This window comes from Escherichia sp. WS1118 (genome assembly GCF_046487695.1).
Classification (GTDB): Bacteria; Pseudomonadota; Gammaproteobacteria; order Enterobacterales; family Enterobacteriaceae; genus Escherichia; species Escherichia coli.
The window spans coordinates 62,424-83,273 of sequence record NZ_JBJQIZ010000001.1 but is presented as its reverse complement, the minus strand read 5'-3'; the positions used below and the strand labels follow the sequence as shown (position 1 = coordinate 83,273).

General features: G+C 52.8%; 24 protein-coding genes. 14 read left to right on the top strand and 10 right to left on the bottom strand.

From position 1 onward, the window contains the following. The first annotated feature begins 2 nt into the window (after positions 1-2). The 7 genes from hycF (at position 3) to ACJHYO_RS00445 (ending at position 3,870) form a co-directional block, all read left to right on the top strand. The gene (hycF, locus tag ACJHYO_RS00475; protein ID WP_085455500.1) at positions 3-545 is read left to right on the top strand and encodes a formate hydrogenlyase subunit HycF; all 543 of its coding nucleotides are present in this window, start codon (positions 3-5) and stop codon (positions 543-545) included. Further along, entirely contained in the window at positions 545-1,312 is a 768-nt protein-coding gene (gene hycG / locus ACJHYO_RS00470) for a formate hydrogenlyase subunit HycG (protein ID WP_000067399.1), read from the top strand. The genes hycF and hycG overlap by 1 nt, the downstream gene beginning before the upstream one ends. Continuing rightward, positions 1,309-1,719: a formate hydrogenlyase assembly protein HycH gene (hycH, locus tag ACJHYO_RS00465; protein ID WP_001291918.1), complete on the top strand. Its 411-nt coding sequence runs from the start codon at positions 1,309-1,311 to the stop codon at positions 1,717-1,719. Before hycG ends, hycH begins: the two co-directional genes overlap by 4 nt. Continuing rightward, positions 1,712-2,182, top strand: a complete 471-nt coding sequence (gene hycI, locus ACJHYO_RS00460) for a hydrogenase maturation peptidase HycI (protein WP_000132956.1) — start codon at positions 1,712-1,714, stop codon at positions 2,180-2,182. Before hycH ends, hycI begins: the two co-directional genes overlap by 8 nt. 42 nt (positions 2,183-2,224) lie before the next feature. Continuing rightward, positions 2,225-2,980 carry a hypothetical protein gene (locus ACJHYO_RS00455; protein ID WP_001305268.1) on the top strand — a complete coding sequence of 252 codons (756 nt, stop codon included), beginning with the start codon at positions 2,225-2,227 and terminating at the stop codon, positions 2,978-2,980. Between the two features lie 162 nt (positions 2,981-3,142). Further along, positions 3,143-3,454, top strand: coding sequence for a type II toxin-antitoxin system HigB family toxin (locus ACJHYO_RS00450; RefSeq protein WP_000547555.1), 312 nt, complete (start codon positions 3,143-3,145; stop codon positions 3,452-3,454). Beyond that, the gene (locus ACJHYO_RS00445) at positions 3,451-3,870 is read left to right on the top strand and encodes a type II toxin-antitoxin system HigA family antitoxin (RefSeq protein WP_000126293.1); all 420 of its coding nucleotides are present in this window, start codon (positions 3,451-3,453) and stop codon (positions 3,868-3,870) included. Before ACJHYO_RS00450 ends, ACJHYO_RS00445 begins: the two co-directional genes overlap by 4 nt. 91 nt (positions 3,871-3,961) lie before the next feature. On the opposite strand, the gene ACJHYO_RS00440 is transcribed toward ACJHYO_RS00445, so the two are convergent. Further along, entirely contained in the window at positions 3,962-4,390 is a 429-nt protein-coding gene (locus tag ACJHYO_RS00440) for a hypothetical protein (protein ID WP_000536064.1), read from the bottom strand. Positions 4,391-4,774: 384 nt separating this feature from the next. Here ACJHYO_RS00440 and hydN point away from each other — a divergent pair, with 384 nt between their 5' ends. Both hydN and hypF read left to right on the top strand, forming a co-directional pair. After that, on the top strand, positions 4,775-5,302 hold the full coding sequence (hydN, locus tag ACJHYO_RS00435; protein ID WP_001078777.1) for an electron transport protein HydN: 528 nt from the start codon (positions 4,775-4,777) through the stop codon (positions 5,300-5,302). A gap of 152 nt (positions 5,303-5,454) precedes the next feature. Continuing rightward, the gene (gene hypF, locus ACJHYO_RS00430) at positions 5,455-7,707 is read left to right on the top strand and encodes a carbamoyltransferase HypF (RefSeq protein ID WP_085455499.1); all 2,253 of its coding nucleotides are present in this window, start codon (positions 5,455-5,457) and stop codon (positions 7,705-7,707) included. Positions 7,708-7,930: 223 nt separating this feature from the next. Here hypF and norW read toward each other — a convergent pair whose 3' ends face one another. Together norW and norV are read right to left on the bottom strand one after the other, a co-directional pair. After that, positions 7,931-9,064: an NADH:flavorubredoxin reductase NorW gene (gene norW / locus ACJHYO_RS00425; RefSeq protein ID WP_000064718.1), complete on the bottom strand. Its 1,134-nt coding sequence runs from the start codon at positions 9,062-9,064 to the stop codon at positions 7,931-7,933. Next, complete coding sequence (norV, locus tag ACJHYO_RS00420) at positions 9,061-10,500, bottom strand: anaerobic nitric oxide reductase flavorubredoxin (RefSeq protein ID WP_000029616.1); 1,440 nt, start codon at positions 10,498-10,500, stop codon at positions 9,061-9,063. The genes norW and norV overlap by 4 nt, the downstream gene beginning before the upstream one ends. Positions 10,501-10,686: 186 nt before the next feature. Here norV and norR point away from each other — a divergent pair, with 186 nt between their 5' ends. Beyond that, a complete protein-coding gene (norR, locus tag ACJHYO_RS00415) occupies positions 10,687-12,201 on the top strand; it encodes a nitric oxide reductase transcriptional regulator NorR (protein ID WP_000010762.1) in 1,515 nt (504 codons plus the stop codon). Here norR and gutQ read toward each other — a convergent pair. From gutQ to srlA, 7 genes are all read right to left on the bottom strand, one after another. After that, the gene (gutQ, locus tag ACJHYO_RS00410; RefSeq protein WP_001287404.1) at positions 12,198-13,163 is read right to left on the bottom strand and encodes an arabinose-5-phosphate isomerase GutQ; all 966 of its coding nucleotides are present in this window, start codon (positions 13,161-13,163) and stop codon (positions 12,198-12,200) included. The two genes, norR and gutQ, sit on opposite strands and share 4 nt — an antisense overlap. Then, complete coding sequence (gene srlR, locus ACJHYO_RS00405) at positions 13,156-13,929, bottom strand: glucitol operon DNA-binding transcriptional repressor SrlR (RefSeq protein ID WP_000804544.1); 774 nt, start codon at positions 13,927-13,929, stop codon at positions 13,156-13,158. Before srlR ends, gutQ begins: the two co-directional genes overlap by 8 nt. 66 nt (positions 13,930-13,995) lie before the next feature. After that, entirely contained in the window at positions 13,996-14,355 is a 360-nt protein-coding gene (gutM, locus tag ACJHYO_RS00400; RefSeq protein ID WP_000252912.1) for a transcriptional regulator GutM, read from the bottom strand. A 105-nt stretch (positions 14,356-14,460) separates the two neighbouring features. Beyond that, the gene (srlD, locus tag ACJHYO_RS00395) at positions 14,461-15,240 is read right to left on the bottom strand and encodes a sorbitol-6-phosphate dehydrogenase (protein ID WP_001077354.1); all 780 of its coding nucleotides are present in this window, start codon (positions 15,238-15,240) and stop codon (positions 14,461-14,463) included. A 3-nt stretch (positions 15,241-15,243) separates the two neighbouring features. Further along, the gene (gene srlB / locus ACJHYO_RS00390) at positions 15,244-15,615 is read right to left on the bottom strand and encodes a PTS glucitol/sorbitol transporter subunit IIA (protein WP_000216207.1); all 372 of its coding nucleotides are present in this window, start codon (positions 15,613-15,615) and stop codon (positions 15,244-15,246) included. 10 nt (positions 15,616-15,625) lie between these two features. Continuing rightward, the gene (gene srlE, locus ACJHYO_RS00385) at positions 15,626-16,585 is read right to left on the bottom strand and encodes a PTS glucitol/sorbitol transporter subunit IIB (RefSeq protein WP_000196937.1); all 960 of its coding nucleotides are present in this window, start codon (positions 16,583-16,585) and stop codon (positions 15,626-15,628) included. After that, positions 16,582-17,145 (bottom strand): PTS glucitol/sorbitol transporter subunit IIC, encoded by a 564-nt coding sequence (gene srlA / locus ACJHYO_RS00380; RefSeq protein WP_000573324.1) that lies wholly within the window; start codon positions 17,143-17,145, stop codon positions 16,582-16,584. The genes srlE and srlA overlap by 4 nt, the downstream gene beginning before the upstream one ends. A 256-nt stretch (positions 17,146-17,401) precedes the next feature. On the opposite strand from srlA, the gene mltB reads away from it, so the two are divergent. The 4 genes from mltB to recX all read left to right on the top strand — a co-directional run bounded on the left by mltB (position 17,402) and on the right by recX (position 20,839). After that, positions 17,402-18,487 (top strand): lytic murein transglycosylase B, encoded by a 1,086-nt coding sequence (gene mltB, locus ACJHYO_RS00375; protein WP_001305264.1) that lies wholly within the window; start codon positions 17,402-17,404, stop codon positions 18,485-18,487. Between the two features lie 144 nt (positions 18,488-18,631). Beyond that, positions 18,632-19,129, top strand: a complete 498-nt coding sequence (pncC, locus tag ACJHYO_RS00370; protein ID WP_000132231.1) for a nicotinamide-nucleotide amidase — start codon at positions 18,632-18,634, stop codon at positions 19,127-19,129. Positions 19,130-19,208: 79 nt separating this feature from the next. Beyond that, positions 19,209-20,270 (top strand): recombinase RecA, encoded by a 1,062-nt coding sequence (gene recA / locus ACJHYO_RS00365; protein ID WP_000963143.1) that lies wholly within the window; start codon positions 19,209-19,211, stop codon positions 20,268-20,270. A gap of 68 nt (positions 20,271-20,338) precedes the next feature. Further along, positions 20,339-20,839: a recombination regulator RecX gene (recX, locus tag ACJHYO_RS00360; RefSeq protein ID WP_000140506.1), complete on the top strand. Its 501-nt coding sequence runs from the start codon at positions 20,339-20,341 to the stop codon at positions 20,837-20,839. Positions 20,840-20,850: the final 11 nt, after the last annotated feature.

Sequence of the window (20,850 nt, the reverse complement as noted above, 5' to 3'; positions counted from 1 at the left end):
CCATGTTTACCTTTATCAAAAAAGTTATCAAAACCGGCACGGCGACCTCGGCTTATCCGCTGGAGCCTATTGCGGTTGATAAAAACTTCCGTGGTAAGCCAGAGCAGAACCCGCAGCAGTGCATAGGCTGTGCGGCCTGCGTCAATGCCTGCCCGTCAAACGCCTTAACGGTTGAAACTGACCTCGCCACAGGAGAGCTGGCGTGGGAGTTCAATCTCGGGCGCTGCATCTTCTGTGGACGCTGCGAAGAAGTTTGCCCGACGGCGGCGATCAAACTGTCGCAAGAGTACGAACTGGCGGTGTGGAAGAAAGAAGACTTCCTGCAACAGTCCCGCTTCGCGCTGTGCAACTGCCGCGTCTGCAATCGTCCTTTCGCCGTCCAGAAAGAGATCGACTACGCCATTGCGCTGCTTAAGCACAATGGCGACAGCCGCGCGGAAAACCACCGCGAAAGCTTTGAGACTTGCCCGGAATGTAAGCGCCAGAAATGCCTGGTGCCGTCCGACCGTATTGAACTGACTCGCCATATGAAAGAGGCCATCTGATGAGCAATTTATTAGGCCCCCGTGACGCCAACGGCATTCCGGTCCCGATGACGGTGGATGAATCCATCGCCAGTATGAAGGCGTCGTTACTGAAAAAAATCAAACGTTCTGCCTACGTTTACCGCGTGGACTGCGGCGGCTGCAACGGCTGCGAAATCGAAATTTTCGCCACTTTGTCGCCGCTGTTCGATGCAGAACGCTTCGGCATTAAAGTCGTTCCTTCACCGCGTCATGCGGATATTTTACTGTTTACCGGCGCGGTCACCCGTGCAATGCGATCCCCTGCGCTGCGTGCGTGGCAGTCCGCGCCGGACCCGAAAATCTGTATCTCCTACGGTGCCTGCGGTAACAGCGGCGGGATCTTCCACGATCTCTACTGCGTGTGGGGCGGTACGGATAAAATCGTCCCAGTGGATGTTTATATCCCTGGCTGCCCGCCAACGCCTGCCGCCACGCTATACGGCTTTGCAATGGCGCTCGGCCTGCTGGAGCAGAAAATTCACGCCCGTGGGCCGGGTGAGCAGGATGAACAACCGGCAGAAATTCTGCATGGCGATATGGTGCAGCCGCTGCGCGTGAAAGTGGATCGCGAAGCACGCCGCCTGGCGGGTTATCGTTACGGTCGTCAGATTGCCGATGACTTCCTGACACAGTTAGGGCAGGGCGAAGAGCAGGTTGCACGCTGGCTGGAAGCGGAAAACGATCCGCGTCTGAACGAGATTGTCAGCCATCTGAATCATGTTGTTGAAGAGGCGCGTATCCGATGAGTGAAAAGGTGGTGTTCAGTCAACTGAGCCGTAAATTTATTGATGAGAACGATGCCACGCCCGCCGAGGCGCAGCAGGTGGTCTATTACAGCCTGGCGATTGGTCACCACCTTGGGGTTATCGATTGCCTGGAAGCGGCGCTCACCTGTCCGTGGGATGAATATCTGGCATGGATTGCCACTCTGGAGGCGGGTAGCGAAGCCCGCCGCAAAATGGAAGGCGTGCCGAAATATGGTGAGATCGTCATCGACATTAACCATGTGCCGATGCTGGCCAACGCATTCGATAAAGCCCGGGCAGCGCAAACTTCGCAGCAGAAGGAATGGAGTACAATGCTGTTAAGTATGCTGCATGATATTCATCAGGAAAACGCCATCTATTTGATGGTGAGGAGATTGCGTGACTGACGTTTTACTCTGTGTTGGCAATAGCATGATGGGCGATGATGGCGCAGGTCCGCTGCTGGCGGAAAAGTGCGCCGCCGCGCCGAAAGGTAACTGGGTGGTGATTGACGGCGGTAGCGCACCGGAAAACGACATCGTCGCTATCCGTGAACTGCGCCCGACACGACTGCTGATTGTCGACGCCACGGATATGGGGCTAAACCCTGGCGAGATCCGCATCATCGACCCGGCTGACATCGCCGAGATGTTTATGATGACTACCCATAACATGCCGCTGAACTATCTTATCGACCAGTTGAAAGAAGATATTGGCGAAGTGATTTTTCTCGGCATCCAGCCGGATATCGTCGGCTTTTACTACCCGATGACTCAGCAGATTAAAGATGCGGTGGAAACGGTGTATCAGCGGCTGGAAGGCTGGGAAGGAAATGGCGGCTTCGCGCAGTTAGCGGCGGAAGAAGAGTAGTTTTTCAGTAAGGAATTCAGGGAATTGAACATCAGGACAGGGATGTGCGCTTTTTTATTGAGCTTAGTGCTGCCTGCGCAGGCTACCAGCTTTACCGAATATCTACCGATGAGTGACAGCGAATACGCGCAAAAGCGGGCGCTGAAACCTCTCTTAACCCTGCCTTATGATGCCGAGCAAACCTGGCATTTTAGAAAAGTGGGCATTGCAGGCGTAACGCTTGAGAAGATGCCAAATGAAGAGGATTACTGGCGATTAACCGCTAAGGACCGTGCCGGTAAATCCTGGTTTGTGCCTGTGGGTGTGCTGCAAAATATGGCGGGTAATGCGCAATTTTACCGTGCTGACCTCGATCGTAATGGCATTCAGGATTTGGTTATCTGGCGAGGTGTTTCGGGAAACGGGCTGGCGCCTTCCTCGTTTTTGATCCTGATGACCTTTAATCAGCAAGGTCGCCCGTGTGTTTTCCAGGTCGATGGTTTTTACACCGCAAACGAAACTGGCGTTGATGATTTGCTTGATTTACAAGGCAATGGTCACACGCAATTGCTGGATATGCAGTTTGATTCCGGTTACTGGATAACCAGTTTGTATCAGGTAAAAGAGGCCAAATGGCAGCGCGTTCACGGCTGGTTTGGCAAGTTAAGCTACCCCGCACTCACGCGTTTTACCTATACCTCCAACCGTAAACTCGTCATTAAACCTGTCGCCGGACGTAACCCGCAAACGAAAGATCTGGCGCTGACACAGCGTTGTTTAATAAAGGGTGATGTGCTTGATGGGGTGAATCAGAACTGACTTTTTGCAGAGTGGCTATGAGGATTTTTGTAGTAATTATATCGTGCGCAAGTGTTTACATATTGTGAACTTGGATTTGATAAGCTATAGTGTTCCGAACATATAAGGATAGAACTCGCAGATGTGGCTGTTTACTTACTATAAGGAAGTTAAAACTTAAAAATGCACATCATTTCTAAAGCGCCATTTGAAGAGTGTGCGCGCAAATATCCTAACGACGCTCTGGCTCTACACTCATTGTATCGGGTTATTAAGGAAACGGATTTTTCTACGCCAGAAGAAATGCGAACGGCTTTTCCCAACCTCGACAATTTTAAATATCGCAACAAATGGTACGTTCTGGATGTCGGCGGGAACAATCTTAGGGTTATTGCCTACATAAACTTTGTTAATAAGCGGTTCTTTGTGAAGCACATCACGAATCACGCAGAGTATGACAAACTGACACGTTACTACAGAGAGAACAAAGAATGACTGCTAATGCTGCACGCGCTGTTAAAGCAACAAGAGAACTGGTCAATGCAGTCCCCTTTCTGGGAGGCAGTGACTCAGAAGATGATTATCGTGAAGCACTGGAACTGGTCGAATATTTGATTGAAGAAGATGACACCAATCCACTTATCGACTTTCTGGCGAGCCGCATTGCAGAATATGAAAACAACAACGAAAAGTTTGCAGAGTTCGACAAAGCCGTTGCGGCAATGCCTGTTGGTGTGGCGTTACTTCGCACGCTGATTGATCAACATAATCTGACCTATGCAGATTTGAAGAACGAAATCGGCTCTAAATCCCTGGTCAGCCAGATCTTGTCTGGACAACGATCCTTGACGATACCCCACATTAAGGCACTTTCAGCCCGATTTGGCGTTAAGCCGGAATGGTTTCTTTGACTGATGGCAGACGCTAAATCGCCTGATGCGCTACGCCTGTCGGGCTTTGAAAGGGCGCAGATTCTTAATTTTGCGCGCCCTTGTTTGTCATTCAGGCTGTTGTCTTTACTACTCTTAATTTATCAGTAATCTCAATCAGATATGCTTTTGCCTTTTCGCGTGCTCGCCCCTCAAAAAGCATTATCCACTCATGTGTGTCGTCGATTGTTTGTAAACGGCCCTGGAGTTTTTTGCTGAAAATCGACGTGAGCCGATAACTGTCGAGTTGATCAATTTGTTTACTCGATGTGATTTTTTCCCCGGCTGCTTTTTGAATGATAAGTTCGACGAGACCGATAACATTATTATCGTAGAGAAATTCTTCATCTCCCTGAAATCCGAACAAATCTTCATGCTGGCTTAAGCGTTGAACAATTGACTCGGCATCAAAGGTCGAATCATCTTGCAGTTGTTCCTCTACCCAATTAATCAAATCCAGCCCTTCGTCGCTTTCGAGAGCCTCCATTCCCCATGAACCCATTTTGTATCCTTACCTGTTATTTCAGTCGGAATTGTATTATTTAATAAAGGTTCATCGCTAATCTGCGATGAACCTCAAAATACAATCATATGGATAGCTGACAAAGTGGTCATTGTTCACGCCGTATCCGGCACGGTTGCTTCCCTTAAATCCTCCCCGTTACTGGCAATTACTTTTTTATACCACCAGAACGACTTGTCGGAAAAAAGTACCCAGATGTGGACTGGCAACGATAAATACTGTCATCACATGTCATCGTCACTAGTGTCGATGACATCGTTTTTCCTGTAGTACAGAATTTAATTTCCTTAAATAACAGTAAATTAAAAACTGGCATGATTTGTGAATGTATCGGCGCATTAACTGTCATTGCTGGAGAATTTGATGAACCGTTTCATCATTGCTGACGCGAGTAAATGTATTGGTTGCCGTACCTGTGAAGTAGCGTGCGTGGTTTCTCATCAGGAAAATCAGGACTGTGCATCGCTGACCCCGGAAACATTTTTACCGCGTATCCATGTCATTAAAGGTGTGAACATTTCCACGGCGACAGTTTGCCGTCAGTGTGAAGATGCACCGTGCGCTAACGTCTGCCCGAATGGTGCTATCAGCCGTGATAAAGGGTTTGTTCATGTCATGCAGGAACGTTGTATTGGTTGCAAAACCTGCGTTGTGGCTTGCCCGTATGGTGCGATGGAAGTGGTGGTGCGTCCGGTGATTCGCAACAGCGGCGCAGGGCTGAATGTACGGGCTGACAAAGCCGAAGCCAATAAATGCGACCTGTGCAACCATCGTGAAGACGGCCCGGCGTGTATGGCGGCTTGCCCGACCCATGCGCTGATTTGTGTCGATCGTAATAAACTTGAACAACTGAGCGCAGAAAAACGCCGCCGCACGGCGCTGATGTTCTAAAAATCTTACAGAACTGTTCTGGTATCAAAGGAATTCCCGGAAATATTCGTAGAATACGAAGCGGGCGGTATCGCCGACCTGTGACTGCCGGATGCGACGCTGTCGTGTCCGGCAGGGCGGGTTACGCAATTCATGATGGCGGGAATAACTCAATGGCAAAAAACACATCTTGCGGTGTCCAACTGCGTATTCGTGGCAAAGTGCAGGGCGTCGGTTTTCGTCCGTTTGTCTGGCAACTGGCACAGCAATTAAATCTTCACGGCGATGTCTGTAATGACGGCGATGGCGTAGAAGTCCGGCTGCTGGAAGATCCGGAAACGTTTCTTGTTCAATTGCATCAGCACTGCCCGCCACTGGCGCGTATTGATAGCGTCGAGCGTGAGCCGTTTATCTGGTCACAACTGCCCACTGAGTTCACCATCCGCCAGAGCGCGGGTGGCGTCATGAATACGCAAATTGTTCCCGATGCCGCCACTTGCCCTGCTTGCCTTGCCGAAATGAATACCCCAGGCGAACGACGCTGGCGTTATCCGTTTATCAACTGTACCCACTGTGGCCCGCGTTTCACCATTATTCGCGCCATGCCTTACGACCGCCCGTTTACCGTGATGGCGGCGTTTCCGCTGTGTCCGGCTTGTGACAAAGAGTACTGTGACCCGCTCGATCGTCGCTTCCACGCCCAGCCGGTGGCCTGCCCGGAGTGTGGCCCCCATCTTGAATGGGTAAGTCATGGTGAACATGCAGAACAAGAGGCGGCATTACAGGCAGCTATCGCACAGTTAAAAATGGGCAACATTGTCGCCATCAAAGGAATTGGCGGATTTCATCTTGCCTGCGATGCACGTAACAGTAACGCGGTGGCGATACTTCGGGCGCGCAAACATCGCCCGGCGAAACCGCTGGCGGTCATGTTGCCAGTGGCTGACGGTTTACCAGACGCTGCGCGCCAGTTGCTTACCACGCCCGCCGCGCCGATTGTGCTGGTGGATAAAAAATATGTACCTGAGCTTTGTGATGATATCGCCCCTGGCCTTAACGAAGTCGGGGTAATGTTGCCTGCGAACCCGCTCCAGCATTTGCTGTTACAGGAACTGCAATGCCCGCTGGTGATGACCTCCGGCAACCTGAGCGGTAAACCACCGGCTATCAGCAACGAACAGGCGCTGGCGGATTTGCAGGGCATTGCCGACGGATTCTTGATACATAACCGCGACATCGTGCAGCGGATGGATGATTCGGTGGTGCGCGAAAGCGGCGAAATGCTGCGCCGTTCGCGGGGGTATGTGCCGGATGCGCTGGCTTTGCCTCCGGGCTTTAAAAATGTTCCGCCTGTGCTGTGTCTCGGTGCGGATCTGAAAAACACCTTCAGCCTGGTGCGCGGCGAACAAGCGGTGTTGAGTCAGCATCTGGGCGATTTAAGTGACGATGGCATCCAGATGCAGTGGCGCGAAGCGTTACGCCTGATGCAAAACATCTACGATTTCACTCCGCAATACGTTGTGCATGACGCGCATCCGGGCTATGTCTCCAGCCAGTGGGCGCGCGAAATGAATCTGCCGACGCAAACGGTACTGCATCATCATGCCCACGCAGCGGCGTGTCTGGCAGAACACCTCTGGCCTCTGGATGGCGGAGATGTCATTGCGTTGACGCTCGACGGTATTGGTATGGGGGAGAACGGCGCTTTATGGGGGGGCGAGTGCCTGCGGGTGAACTATCGTGAATGCCAGCACCTGGGCGGCTTGCCCGCGGTGGCGCTTCCGGGGGGCGATTTGGCTGCGAAGCAGCCGTGGCGAAACCTGCTGGCGCAGTGCCTGCGCTTTGTGCCGGAGTGGCAGAATTACTCTGAAACGGCAAGTGTGCAACAGCAAAACTGGAGCGTGCTGGCGCGGGCTATTGAGCGTGGAATTAACGCGCCGCTGGCATCGTCGTGTGGACGTTTGTTCGATGCCGTAGCGGCGGCGCTGGGCTGTGCGCCAGCCACGTTAAGTTATGAAGGTGAAGCGGCTTGTGCTCTGGAGGCACTCGCAGCTCCGTGCCACAGAGTGACGCATCCGGTGACGATGCCGCTGGTGGACAATCAACTGGATCTCGCCACTTTCTGGCAGCAGTGGCTGAGCTGGCAGGCTCCGGTTAATCAACGCGCGTGGGCGTTTCATGATGCGCTGGCGCAGGGTTTTGCCGCGTTGATGCGTGAGCAGGCCACGATGCGGGGTATCACTACGCTGGTATTTAGCGGCGGAGTTATTCATAACCGTTTGCTGCGTGCACGTCTGGCGCATTATCTCGCTGATTTCACATTGCTCTTTCCACAGAGTTTACCTGCGGGCGATGGCGGGTTGTCTCTGGGGCAGGGGGTTATTGTTGCGGCGCGTTGGTTGGCAGGGGAAGTCCAGAACGGATAAAACGTGCTGCATTTGGACACCATTGCCGGATGCGGCGTAAACGCCTTATCCGGCCTACATATTCATCCCCGCAGGTCGGATAAGACGCGCCAGCGTCGCATCCGACATTTTGGGACAGTGCAGGATGCGACATAAACGTATTATGTGATCAACACATGTGTTCCCTGTAGGTCGGATAAGACGCGTCAGCGCCGCATCCGACATTTGGGGCACTGTAGCTCGCCTACATCGACAACGTTTTCAACAATCCAAATGCCTCTTTCATCCGATCCTCACTGACCACAAAGGCGCGAAGCTGGTCAGCATCGTCAACGCCGCGTGCCACCATTCCCTGGCGTTCGGTATTAATTTGCCAGCGTAAATCCTGACGCTGGGTTTCGCCTGCCAGATGCAGCGGTAATTCCGGCGTTTTGATTTTCACCAGCATCGCCGGGAGTTTCAGCGGCGTGTTATTGCCGAGAAGATTTTTTGCCAGCACCATCGCGCTAAGTTGAATCGGCTGGAGGAACGGCAATACCTGACCGTTAATTTCCGCGCAATCGCCCAGCGCATAAATATCGGCATTACTGGTTTGCAGATAACTATCGACGCAAACGCCGCGATTAATCGTCAGCCCGGCGCGTCGTGCCAGGGCGGTTTCCGGGCGCAGTCCGGTGGCGGCAATTACCGCATCCACTTCGATGCAGCGCTGGCGGTCCAGCGTTGCCAGAATGCCAGAATCTGTTTTTTCTAGTCCCTGCAACTGAGATTTCAACAGCAGATGAACGCCCATCTCCGTCAACCGATGCTGCAAGCGGCTGCTGACTTCCGTTGGCATTAACGACGCCAGAATACTGGCAGCGTTGTCGATTAGCGTGACCGCTTTGCCTGCCCGACAAAAATCCATCGCCAGTTCACTACCAATCAAACCACCGCCGACAATCAACACGCGTCGGGCATCCCGCAGTTGCGTTTCACAGGCGCGATACTCTTGCTGACTATTTAACGTCAGCATTAACTCACGCCCGGGCACTGGCGGGACAAAGGCGCTGGCACCGGTTGCCAGCACTAACTTGTCGTATTGCCACTGATTATTCTGACTTTTCACCACATGGGCTTCGGCATCGATATCCGTTACCCAGGTGTGCGGAAACAGGCGCAGATTAAACTGCTCGGCAAATTCACCTGCCGTCTGGCGGGTAAGGTCGTCGGCACGTTGCCCCTGACTGATAACATGGCTGAGGTCAGGTTTGTTGTACTCATCCATGCTGTCGGCGGCAATCAGGGTTAATGGAATACTGGCGTCCTGTTTGCGAATATTTTTCACCAGTTGGCGGGCGGCGAAGCCCGAACCAATGATCACAATGCCGTTGCTCATTTTGCCTCCGATGCCAGTTCGTCAAAGACGTCTTTGCCGAGAGAGCATTCCGGGCACAGGAAGTTATCCGGGACTTCACTCCACGGCGTTCCTGGCGCAACGTCCTGCATTGGCTCGCCTTTTGCCGGATCGTAAATCCACTGGCAGACGCTGCATTGCATCCGTGGGCCGAGGTCAGCCGTCGTGGCGGCAGAGGTTTCTTCTTTAACCACCGTATTCACCGTGCTCTGCGGCAGCGGCGCGAGCGCCCACTGACGGGCGATTTCGCGACCGTGTTCACGACATAACTCCAGAGCGTCCTGGTCTGGTCGCCATTTGGCTTTCAGGCTAAGCGACATTTCGAAACCCGCATCCTGCAGGCGCGTGGAAAGACGATCCACCGCACCGCCGCTCCAGCCGTGAGAGCCGAAAGCGCTGGCGCGTTTGTTACGGAAGCGTAATCCGGTCATCTCCTCCACCAGCCCGGCGATTTTCGGCATCATCACATTATTCATCGTAGAAGTGCCGACCAGTACGCCTTTTGAGCGGAAGACATTGGTCAGGATTTCGTTTTTATCGCTTCGGGCGACGTTGAAAATTTTCACCGCCACGCGTGGGTCGGTTTCCGCAATCCCTTGGGCGATAGCGTCAGCCATCATGCGGGTGTTATTCGACATGGTGTCGTAGAAAATGGTGATTCTGTCTTCCTGATAATCCGCCGCCCATTTCAGGTACAGCTCGACAATTTGCGTCGGGTTATCGCGCCATACCACGCCGTGAGAGGTCGCTATCATATCGACTGGCAAGTTAAAGCCCAGGATCTCGGTAATTTTCGGCGTTACCAGGCGGCTGAACGGCGTCAGGATATTGGCGTAGTAACGCTGGCACTGCTCGAAAAGCTCAGTCTGATCCACTTCATCGTTGAACAGATGCTCGTCGCAGTAGTGCTGACCGAAAGCATCGTTACTGAACAGCACCGCGTCGCCTGTCAGGTAAGTCATCATGCTGTCCGGCCAGTGCAGCATTGGCGTTTCGACAAAAATGAGCTGTTTGCCGTTGCCGATATCCAGCGTGTCGCCAGTTTTCACCACATTAAAATTCCACTCCGGATGATGGTGATGACCATTTATCGAGTCGATAGCGTTGGCTGTACAGTAGATCGGCGTATCGGGAATTTGCGCCATCAGTTCGGTCAGCGCCCCGGCGTGGTCCTCTTCAGCATGGTTAATTACGATGTAATCGATATCTGCCAGATCGATTTCATTACGCAGGTTCTGCACAAATTCGCGGCTGAATTTATGGTCGACGGTGTCGATCAGCACGTTTTTTTCTTCGCGGATGAGGTAGCTGTTGTAGCTGCTGCCGCGCAGCGTTTTATATTCTGTACCGTGAAAATCACGCACTTCCCAGTCACGTTGACCAACCCAATGAATGTTATTTTTCACCACAATAGACATAGCAACCTCAATTTATTCAGCGTGTTCTAAAAAGATGTCTTGCTGATTGCAGATTGCGTGCCAGTTTTTTATCTAATTGTTTTTACTCTATAAATAAAATTATGCTCATTAATGAGTAGTCAAAATGACTATCAATCAAATGGTCGATATGACAATATCTATAGTCAAATTGACAGTGAGGCAAAGATGAGTTTTTCCGTTGATGTGCTGGCGAATATCGCCATCGAATTGCAGCGTGGGATTGGTCATCAGGATCGTTTTCAACGCCTGATCACCACGCTGCGTCAGGTGCTGGAGTGCGATGCGTCTGCGTTGCTACGTTACGACTCGCGGCAGTTTATTCCGCTTGCCATCGACGGGCTGGCGAAGGATGTACTCGGTAGACGCTTTGCGCTGGAAGGGCATCCACGGCTGGAAGCGATTGCCCGCGCGGGTGATGTGGTGCGCTTTCCCGCAGACAGCGAATTGCCCGATCCTTATGACGGTTTGATTCCAGGGCAGGAGAGTCTGAAGGTTCACGCCTGCGTTGGTTTGCCGTTGTTTGCCGGGCAAAACCTGATCGGTGCCTTGACGCTCGACGGGATGCAGCCCGATCAGTTCGATGTTTTCAGCGACGAAGAGTTACGCCTGATTGCTGCGCTGGCGGCGGGAGCGTTAAGCAATGCGTTACTGATTGAACAACTGGAAAGCCAGAATATGCTGCCAGGCGAAGCCGCGCCGTTTGAAGCGGTGAAACAGACGCAGATGATCGGTCTGTCGCCAGGCATGACGCAATTGAAAAAAGAGATTGAGATTGTGGCGGCATCCGATCTCAACGTTTTAATTAGCGGTGAGACGGGAACCGGTAAGGAGCTGGTGGCGAAAGCGATTCATGAAGCCTCGCCACGGGCGGTGAATCCGCTGGTCTATCTCAACTGTGCCGCACTGCCGGAAAGTGTGGCGGAAAGTGAGTTGTTCGGGCATGTGAAAGGGGCGTTTACTGGTGCTATCAGTAACCGCAGCGGGAAGTTTGAAATGGCGGATAACGGCACGCTGTTTCTCGATGAGATCGGCGAGTTGTCGTTGGCATTGCAGGCCAAGCTGCTGAGGGTGTTGCAGTATGGCGATATTCAACGCGTTGGCGATGACCGCAGTTTGCGGGTCGATGTGCGCGTGCTGGCGGCGACTAACCGTGACTTACGCGAAGAGGTACTGGCAGGGCGATTTCGCGCTGACTTGTTCCACCGCCTGAGCGTGTTTCCACTTTCAGTGCCGCCGCTGCGTGAGCGGGGCGATGATGTCATTCTGCTGGCGGGGTATTTCTGCGAGCAGTGTCGTTTGCGGCTGGGGCTCTCCCGAGTGGTATTAAGTGCCGGAGCGCGAAATTTACTGCAACACTACAATTTTCCGGGGAACGTTCGTGAACTGGAACATGCTATTCATCGGGCGGTAGTGCTGGCGAGAGCAACCCGCAGCGGCGATGAAGTGATTCTTGAGGCGCAACATTTTGCTTTTCCTGAGGTGACGTTGCCGCCGCCAGAAGTGGCGGCGGTGCCCGTTGTTAAGCAAAACCTGCGTGAAGCGACAGAAGCGTTCCAGCGTGAAACCATTCGTCAGGCACTGGCGCAAAATCATCACAACTGGGCCGCCTGTGCGCGGATGCTGGAAACCGACGTCGCCAACCTGCATAGGCTGGCGAAACGTCTGGGGCTGAAGGATTAAATAATCCCGGCCTGATAGAAATCCTGCAGGTTAATTGCGCCGGTGAGTTTGCCGTTTTCATCCACTACCGGTGCGGCGGTGATTTTGCGTTTCATCAGGATTTCTTTGGCGTCGATGGCACGGCTTTGCGATTGCAACGTGGTGCCGCCGACCGTCATCGCTTCATTGACTGGCGTGGTGAGTGCGCCGCCGCCAACCAGCCAGCGACGTAAATCACCGTCGGTAAAGACGCCTTTCACCAGTCGTTGATCATCGCACACTGCCACCAGACCTAAACCGGTGCGGCTAAGTTCCAGCATCGCGTCCATCACGCTGGCGGTTAACGCCACCTGCGGGATGGCATCGTCACGACGCATAAGATGATGCACTTTGTTCAGCAAGCGAGCGCCCAGTGCCCCGGCTGGGTGGGAGCGGGCAAAATCTTCTTCATTAAATCCGCGCGCCTGCATGACCGCCATCGCCAGCGCGTCGCCCATCATCAGGGTATTCACGGTGCTGGAGGTCGGCGCAAGGTGCATCGGGCAGGCTTCGCGCTCTACGGAGATATCCAGCACCGCTTTCGCCGCCAGGCCCAGCGGTGACGTCGGTTTTCCGGTCATTGCCAGCAGCGCGATAGATTTGTCTTCCAGACGCGGAATAATGAGATCCAGTTCCTTCGCGCCACCGGAATAAGAGATAAACAGCATCACATCGCGGCTTTCAATCATCCCCAGATCGCCGTGCAGTGCTTCTGCCGGATGGACAAAAAAAGCCGGTGTGCCGGTGCTGGCAAGCGTTGCGGCGATTTTCTTACCAATGTGGCCCGATTTGCCAATTCCCGAAACCACCACTTTGCCTTCGCAGTGCAGGATGATATTGGCGGCGCGAACGAAATCATCGCCCAGACGTTCCGGTAAATGGCTTGCTTCCTGCAACTCCAGCATTAACGTCTGACGTCCCGCGTTCAGTAGTGCTTCACTCATTGCTCTCTCCGGTTATGATCACGTCGATCCCTTTTTCTTCCAGCGCCTGACGAAACGCTGGATCGATACCTGCGTCGGTAATCAGCTTATCGACGCTTTCAAGACTACAAACCACGTTGGGGCTTTTACGACCAAACTTCGATGAGTCAGCCATCAAAATCACTTCGCGCGCGGCATTACACATCGCCTTACTGACGGTATAGACCTCGTTAAAGGTGGTTACGCCCGCATTGAGATCGATGCCGTCGGTGCCCATAAACAATTTATCGAAGGTGAAATGCTCGAAGGCATTCTCTGCCAGTTGCCCGTGAAATGAGGCCGATTTTTTGCGAAATGTTCCGCCTGGCATCAGGATAGTTTGTTCGTTATCCAGTTCGGATAGCGCATTGACGATGTGCAGGCTGTTGGTCATCACCGTGATGTTATTAAAGCGCGATAGCAGAGGCACCATCTGCAACACGGTACTGCCAGCATCAAGAATTATTGAGTCGCCATCATGAATAAAACCAACGGCAGCTTCTGCAATCAGCTCTTTTTTGTGGGTGTTGATAAGCGTTTTATGATCGATAGGCGGATCGGATTCCTCTTTGTTCAACACCACGCCGCCATAAGTACGAATGACGGTTCCGGCATGTTCCAGAATGACCAGATCTTTGCGAATGGTTGTGCCTGTGGTGTCAAAGTATTGCGCCAATTCTTCAACCGAGCATTTACCCTGCTTTTGTAGATACTCCAGAATGGCGGCCTGACGCTGACGAGGTTTCATGGGCGTGATTACCTGATTTAGGTTTCAAAATGATAACTTCGCAAGCAAGTAACATTCACAACGAAATTATCCACGTTTCAGTTTAAGCGCCAATGATAGAGCATTCTGTGATAGTGGATCATGGGGAAAGATCACATCAGGCTGTAAATCACCCACATGCATGCCGGTAATTGCGGGAATTTTTTGCGGTCGGGCGAAGACGGTCAGTCCTTTCATAAACAAGGTGTCGACGATGCGCTGCTGATCGTCCAGCGCAATAGCGACCACGACCCGCGGTTTAAAGCGCCCGCTGGAACGGCCCACGCCAACCCTCCCTTGCTGGCATAGCGTGTCGAAGGCACGGTTAAAACGAGAAATTTGCCAACCGCCTAAGGCCAGTTGCGCACACCAGGCGATAACGGCGACGGTGATGAGTGCGGATACCATAACTTCTCCGTAATGTAGTGGCGGAAGTCCTGTAGGCCTGATAAGCGTAGCGCATCAGGCATTCTATTAGTCGCGCGGAGATCCTTAAAAGATCTCCGCTGTTGATCAGAACATCACCTGACCGCCGGTGACATTGATCGACTGACCAGTGCAGTACGACGCCTTAGGACTGGCGTAGAACAGCAGCATATTCAGCACATCCTGATAATCGCAGCCGCGTTTGAGCGGTACTTTATCGATGTAATACTGCTCGACTTGCTCCGGTTTGATACCCAGCTTGGTCGCGTATTGTGGCAATAGCGACTGGAACATAGGCGATTTCAGCAGGTTACCGAGCATCAGCGAATGCACCGTAATGCCGTACTCCGCCAGATCCAGCGCCAGTGATTGAGTCAGCCCGACGCCACCAAATTTCGCGGCGCTGTAGCCAGAGTTGTGTTTGCTGCCCACTTTGCCGGATTTCGAGTTGATCTGAATAATGCGACCCTGAATCCCGTCGCGGATCATCAAACGCGAAAATTCACGGGCACACAGGAAATAACCCACCAGATTCACCTGTAGCGAACGGTCAAAATCGCCGAGCTGGAAGTCGCTGATAAAGGCTGCTTTTGCTATTCCGGCGCTGTAGACCAGCAAATCCACGCGACCAAAGATTTCATCTACCCCACGAGAAAGCGCCAGAACGCTTTGCTCGCTGGTGGCGTCAGCACCAAAACCGTACGCTGTTCCTTCACCATATTCGGCGTTAATTTCTTGTGCCACATTTGCGGCTTTGTCGCTCTGAATATCGACAACCGCCACGCGATACCCCTCGGCAGCCAGACCGTGGCACAGGAACGCGCCTAAGGTTTGCCCACCACCGATGACAACGGCAACCTGATTCATTTTTTACTCCTTAACAGATTCAAACTTCAAAACCGATCCCGGCGCGATATCGTCGGGTACAGGGCCTGCCACATGGACAGTGCCCGGAAATTCCGCTTCGCTTAAACCATCGAAGCGCAGGGTGACATGACCCAGTTCGCGAAGGTTGTCTTCCGCCACGCTGCCAACGGCGGTCACCGGATAGCGATGCCGCCCGAGAGAAAATTGCAAACCGGGATGGAGTGCACCTTTCAACTCGCCGTGGCAATGAATGAAGCAATACTCTTCGAGATCCGCAGGCGCGCCTTCACGAAAGGTGATGAGCATCTGGTCGCTGAGGGCGTCAGTGGCACTCGCGCCAATACGGGTGATGGTGGTCTGATAAATAACGGTCATGTTTCAGCCTCTATTGATAGATAAAACCGGAGACAAACCAGGCGATCAGTACAGTTGGCGCGCCGGTTAAAAAGCGGCTCACCAGAACAGAAGGGACACCGACGCGAACCGTGTCCTGACGAGCTTCCGCCAGCGACAAACCGACCGGGATGAAGTCGCAGGCCGCCTGCGCGTTGATGGCAAACAGTGCAGGTAAAGCCAGATGCGGCGGAATATTGCCGAGACCAATCTGCACGCCAATCAATACGCCGATAACCTGTGCGATAACTGCGCCTGGGCCGAGGAAAGGTGAAAGCAGCGGGAAGGAGCAGATGAGCGCCAGCATGACCAGACCCAGTGGATGGCTCGCCAGCGGAGCAAGACCGTGGGCAATCCAGTCACCAAGGCCAGAAGCCATAATGATTCCGATAAGCGCCGAGACGAACGCCATAAACGGCAGAATGGTTTTTAATACAGTGTCGATGGTGTCACGACCAGATTGAAACAACACGGCAACGGCGGAACCCATACCCATTCCCACCTTCGCCAGTAAACCATCGCTTTGTTCGGTGATTTTCTTGCTGGTGTCATAGTCACGGCCCACGGAAGAGGGTTGTGGTGTCGCCTCACTCACTACAGTGATGTTTTCTTCTTTTACGCCAGAGACATAAATATCTTCCACAATGTACTGCGCCAGCGGGCCGGACTTGCCCGTCGAGTGGATATTAATGGTGGGAATACGCCGTTTCGGATAGATGCCGCAGCGTAATGTGCCGCCACAGTCGATTACCGCGACACCAATTTCCGCCTCCGCGGGTTCACCTTCTTTAAATCCGTCGATAGCTTGCCAGCCAGTAAGCTGTGCCAGTTTGTCAACAATCGCAGGCCGGGTACCGGCGGTGATATAGACGATTTTTTTGCCCGGCGTGGCTTCCAGCTCAAGCGGGCCGCCCCAGCCACCCGTTCCTTTTTCGATCCGAATGCGTGTCATGATGTTGCTCCTGCCAGACGAACTTTTTGTTCAAGTTGAATGCCCATCTTTTTCTCGAAAATGGCGGTGGTCAGATCGGTTACCCAGCCGCGGAAGAAGTTGGTGACCAGACCAACCAGCAGATAGCTCACCGCCAGTGGGCCAAGTGGCAGATTCAGTGTTGTCAGACCGCTGGCAATGCCGAGATAAACAAACAGTTCGCCAGGGTTGATATGGGGGAAGAGGCCATTCATTGAGTGGCAGCTATAAGAGGCCGCCGCGTAATAGCTGGGTTTGTACTTTTCCGGCATAAAGCGACCAAGACTTAAGGTCATCGGGTTACAAAAGACAAACGTACCAATGCACGGTAGCAGCAGATAACGGGAAACAGGGTTACCGGCGCAACGTTGAGCAAATCGTTCAATACGATGCTGACCGATAAAATTAATCAATGCGTTCATGATAACCAGCAGGCTAATTAACAGCGGAAGAATGCCGGTTACCATCCCGGTAAACACTTCTCCGCCTTTCTGGAACAGCCCGATGAACCACTCTGCGCCATGAGTAATGGTTTCTATCATTGTTCTCTCCTTCAGGATTTATTGTTTTATTACCAAACGGCAATCTAATCTAATCAGATTGAAAGATTTAAAAGTGTTATTTTGATCGCAAAATGAAAGATAAATATTTTATTTTGAAAGTTTATATAAAGAGGGTAGTGAGGAGAATGAGTTGAGTTATGTAAAGTCCGTATCGGGCAGTGACTACCGCTTCCTTGTGCGGGGCGGGATGCTTTACCATACTTGCCCCTGGTTGAATCTGTTAAATGGACCCCTCATGTTCAAGCGTCGTTATGTAACATTGCTTCCCCTTTTTATGTTGCTTGCCGCCTGTAGCAGCAAGCCAAAACCTACTGAGACTGAAACGACCACCGGAACGCCGTCTGGCGGCTTCCTGCTTGAGCCGCAGCACAATGTGATGCAGATGGGCGGTGACTTCGCCAATAACCCGAATGCCCAGCAGTTCATCGACAAAATGGTGAACAAACACGGTTTCGATCGTCAGCAGTTGCAGGAAATTCTCTCCCAGGCGAAACGTCTGGATTCGGTACTGCGGCTGATGGATAACCAGGCACCAACCACATCGGTGAAACCGCCATCAGGTCCGAACGGCGCATGGCTGCGTTATCGCAAAAAATTTATTACGCCGGACAACGTGCAGAACGGTGTGGTTTTCTGGAATCAGTATGAAGATGCGTTGAATCGCGCGTGGCAGGTGTATGGTGTACCGCCGGAAATTATCGTCGGGATTATCGGCGTTGAAACCCGCTGGGGGCGCGTGATGGGGAAAACTCGCATCCTCGATGCGCTGGCAACGCTGTCATTTAACTACCCACGCCGCGCGGAGTATTTTTCTGGCGAGCTGGAAACCTTCCTGCTGATGGCGCGCGACGAGCAGGACGATCCGCTCAATCTGAAAGGTTCCTTTGCCGGGGCGATGGGCTACGGTCAGTTTATGCCGTCGTCTTACAAACAATATGCGGTAGATTTCAGCGGCGACGGGCATATCAACCTGTGGGATCCGGTTGATGCGATCGGTAGCGTGGCGAATTATTTCAAAGCGCACGGCTGGGTGAAAGGCGATCAGGTCGCGGTAATGGCAAACGGTCAGGCGCCAGGCTTGCCAAATGGCTTCAAAACCAGGTACAGCATTTCGCAGCTTGCCGCGGCAGGTTTAACGCCACAGCAGCCGCTGGGCAACCATCAACAAGCCAGCCTGCTGCGTCTGGATGTTGGCACCGGCTACCAGTACTGGTACGGTCTGCCGAACTTCTACACCATTACCCGTTATAACCACAGCACCCATTACGCAATGGCGGTCTGGCAGTTAGGACAAGCCGTGGCGCTGGCGCGCGTGCAGTAACTATTTGCAAGAGGGGGGCGTGAGCTTCCCTCTGGCTAATCAGCTTTTTTCTGAATCCTCCTCGTAAAATTGCAACGCCAACACCATCTTCCTGACGAAAGTGTTATCTTGTCCGGCATAAATTTTTGACTGACAGAGGTTGTGATGACTGACAGTGAACTGATGCAGTTAAGCGAACAGGTTGGGCAGGCGCTGAAAGCCCGTGGCGCAACCGTAACAACTGCTGAGTCTTGTACCGGCGGTTGGGTAGCGAAAGTGATTACCGATATTGCCGGCAGTTCCGCCTGGTTTGAACGCGGATTTGTCACCTACAGTAACGAAGCAAAAGCGCAAATGATCGGTGTACGCGAAGAGACGCTGGCGCAGCATGGCGCGGTGAGCGAACCTGTCGTGGTGGAAATGGCGATAGGCGCACTGAAAGCGGCTCGTGCTGATTACGCCGTGTCTATTAGTGGTATCGCCGGGCCGGATGGCGGCAGTGAAGAGAAGCCTGTCGGCACCGTCTGGTTTGCTTTTGCCACTGCCCGTGGTGAAGGCATTACCCGGCGGGAATGCTTCAGCGGTGACCGTGATGCGGTGCGTCGTCAGGCTACTGCGTATGCATTGCAGACCTTGTGGCAACAATTTCTACAAAACACTTGATACTGTATGAGCATACAGTATAATTGCTTCAACAGAACATATTGACTATCCGGTATTACCCGGCATGACAGGAGTAAAAATGGCTATCGACGAAAACAAACAGAAAGCGTTGGCGGCAGCACTGGGCCAGATTGAGAAACAATTTGGTAAAGGCTCCATCATGCGCCTGGGTGAAGACCGTTCCATGGATGTGGAAACCATCTCTACCGGTTCGCTTTCACTGGATATCGCGCTTGGGGCAGGTGGTCTGCCGATGGGCCGTATCGTCGAAATCTACGGACCAGAATCTTCCGGTAAAACCACGCTGACGTTGCAGGTGATCGCCGCAGCGCAGCGCGAAGGTAAAACCTGTGCGTTTATCGATGCTGAACACGCGCTGGACCCAATCTACGCACGTAAACTGGGCGTCGATATTGACAACCTGCTGTGCTCCCAGCCGGATACCGGCGAGCAGGCACTGGAAATCTGTGATGCCCTGGCACGTTCTGGCGCAGTAGACGTTATCGTCGTTGACTCCGTGGCGGCACTGACGCCGAAAGCGGAAATCGAAGGCGAAATCGGCGACTCTCACATGGGCCTTGCGGCACGTATGATGAGCCAGGCGATGCGTAAGCTGGCGGGTAACCTGAAGCAGTCCAACACGCTGCTGATCTTCATCAACCAGATCCGTATGAAAATTGGTGTGATGTTCGGTAACCCGGAAACCACTACCGGTGGTAACGCGCTGAAATTCTACGCCTCTGTTCGTCTCGACATCCGTCGTATCGGCGCGGTGAAAGAGGGCGAAAACGTGGTGGGTAGCGAAACCCGCGTGAAAGTGGTGAAGAACAAAATCGCTGCGCCGTTTAAACAGGCTGAATTCCAGATCCTCTACGGCGAAGGTATCAACTTCTACGGCGAGCTGGTTGACCTAGGCGTGAAAGAGAAGCTTATCGAGAAAGCAGGCGCGTGGTACAGCTACAAAGGTGAGAAGATCGGTCAGGGTAAAGCGAATGCGACTGCCTGGCTGAAAGATAACCCGGAAACCGCGAAAGAGATCGAGAAGAAAGTACGTGAGTTGCTGCTGAGCAACCCGAACTCAACGCCGGATTTCTCTGTAGATGACAGCGAAGGCGTAGCAGAAACTAACGAAGATTTTTAATCGTCTTGTTTGATACACAAGGGTCGCATCTGCGGCCCTTTTGCTTTTTTAAGTTGTAAGGATATGCCATGACAGAATCAACATCCCGTCGCCCGGCATATGCTCGCCTGTTGGATCGTGCGGTACGCATTCTGGCGGTGCGCGATCACAGTGAGCAAGAACTGCGACGTAAACTCGCGGCACCGATTATGGGCAAAAATGGCCCGGAAGAGATTGATGCCACGGCAGAAGATTACGAGCGCGTTATTGCCTGGTGCCATGAACATGGCTATCTTGATGACAGCCGATTTGTTGCGCGCTTTATCGCCAGCCGTAGCCGCAAAGGTTATGGACCTGCGCGTATTCGTCAGGAACTGAATCAGAAAGGTATTTCCCGCGAAGCGACAGAAAAAGCGATGCGTGAATGTGACATCGACTGGTGCGCACTGGCGCGCGATCAGGCGACGCGAAAATATGGCGAACCTTTGCCAACTGTCTTTTCAGAAAAAGTTAAGATCCAGCGTTTTCTGCTCTATCGTGGCTATCTGATGGAAGATATCCAGGATATTTGGCGAAATTTTGCCGACTGAACGCATACGGG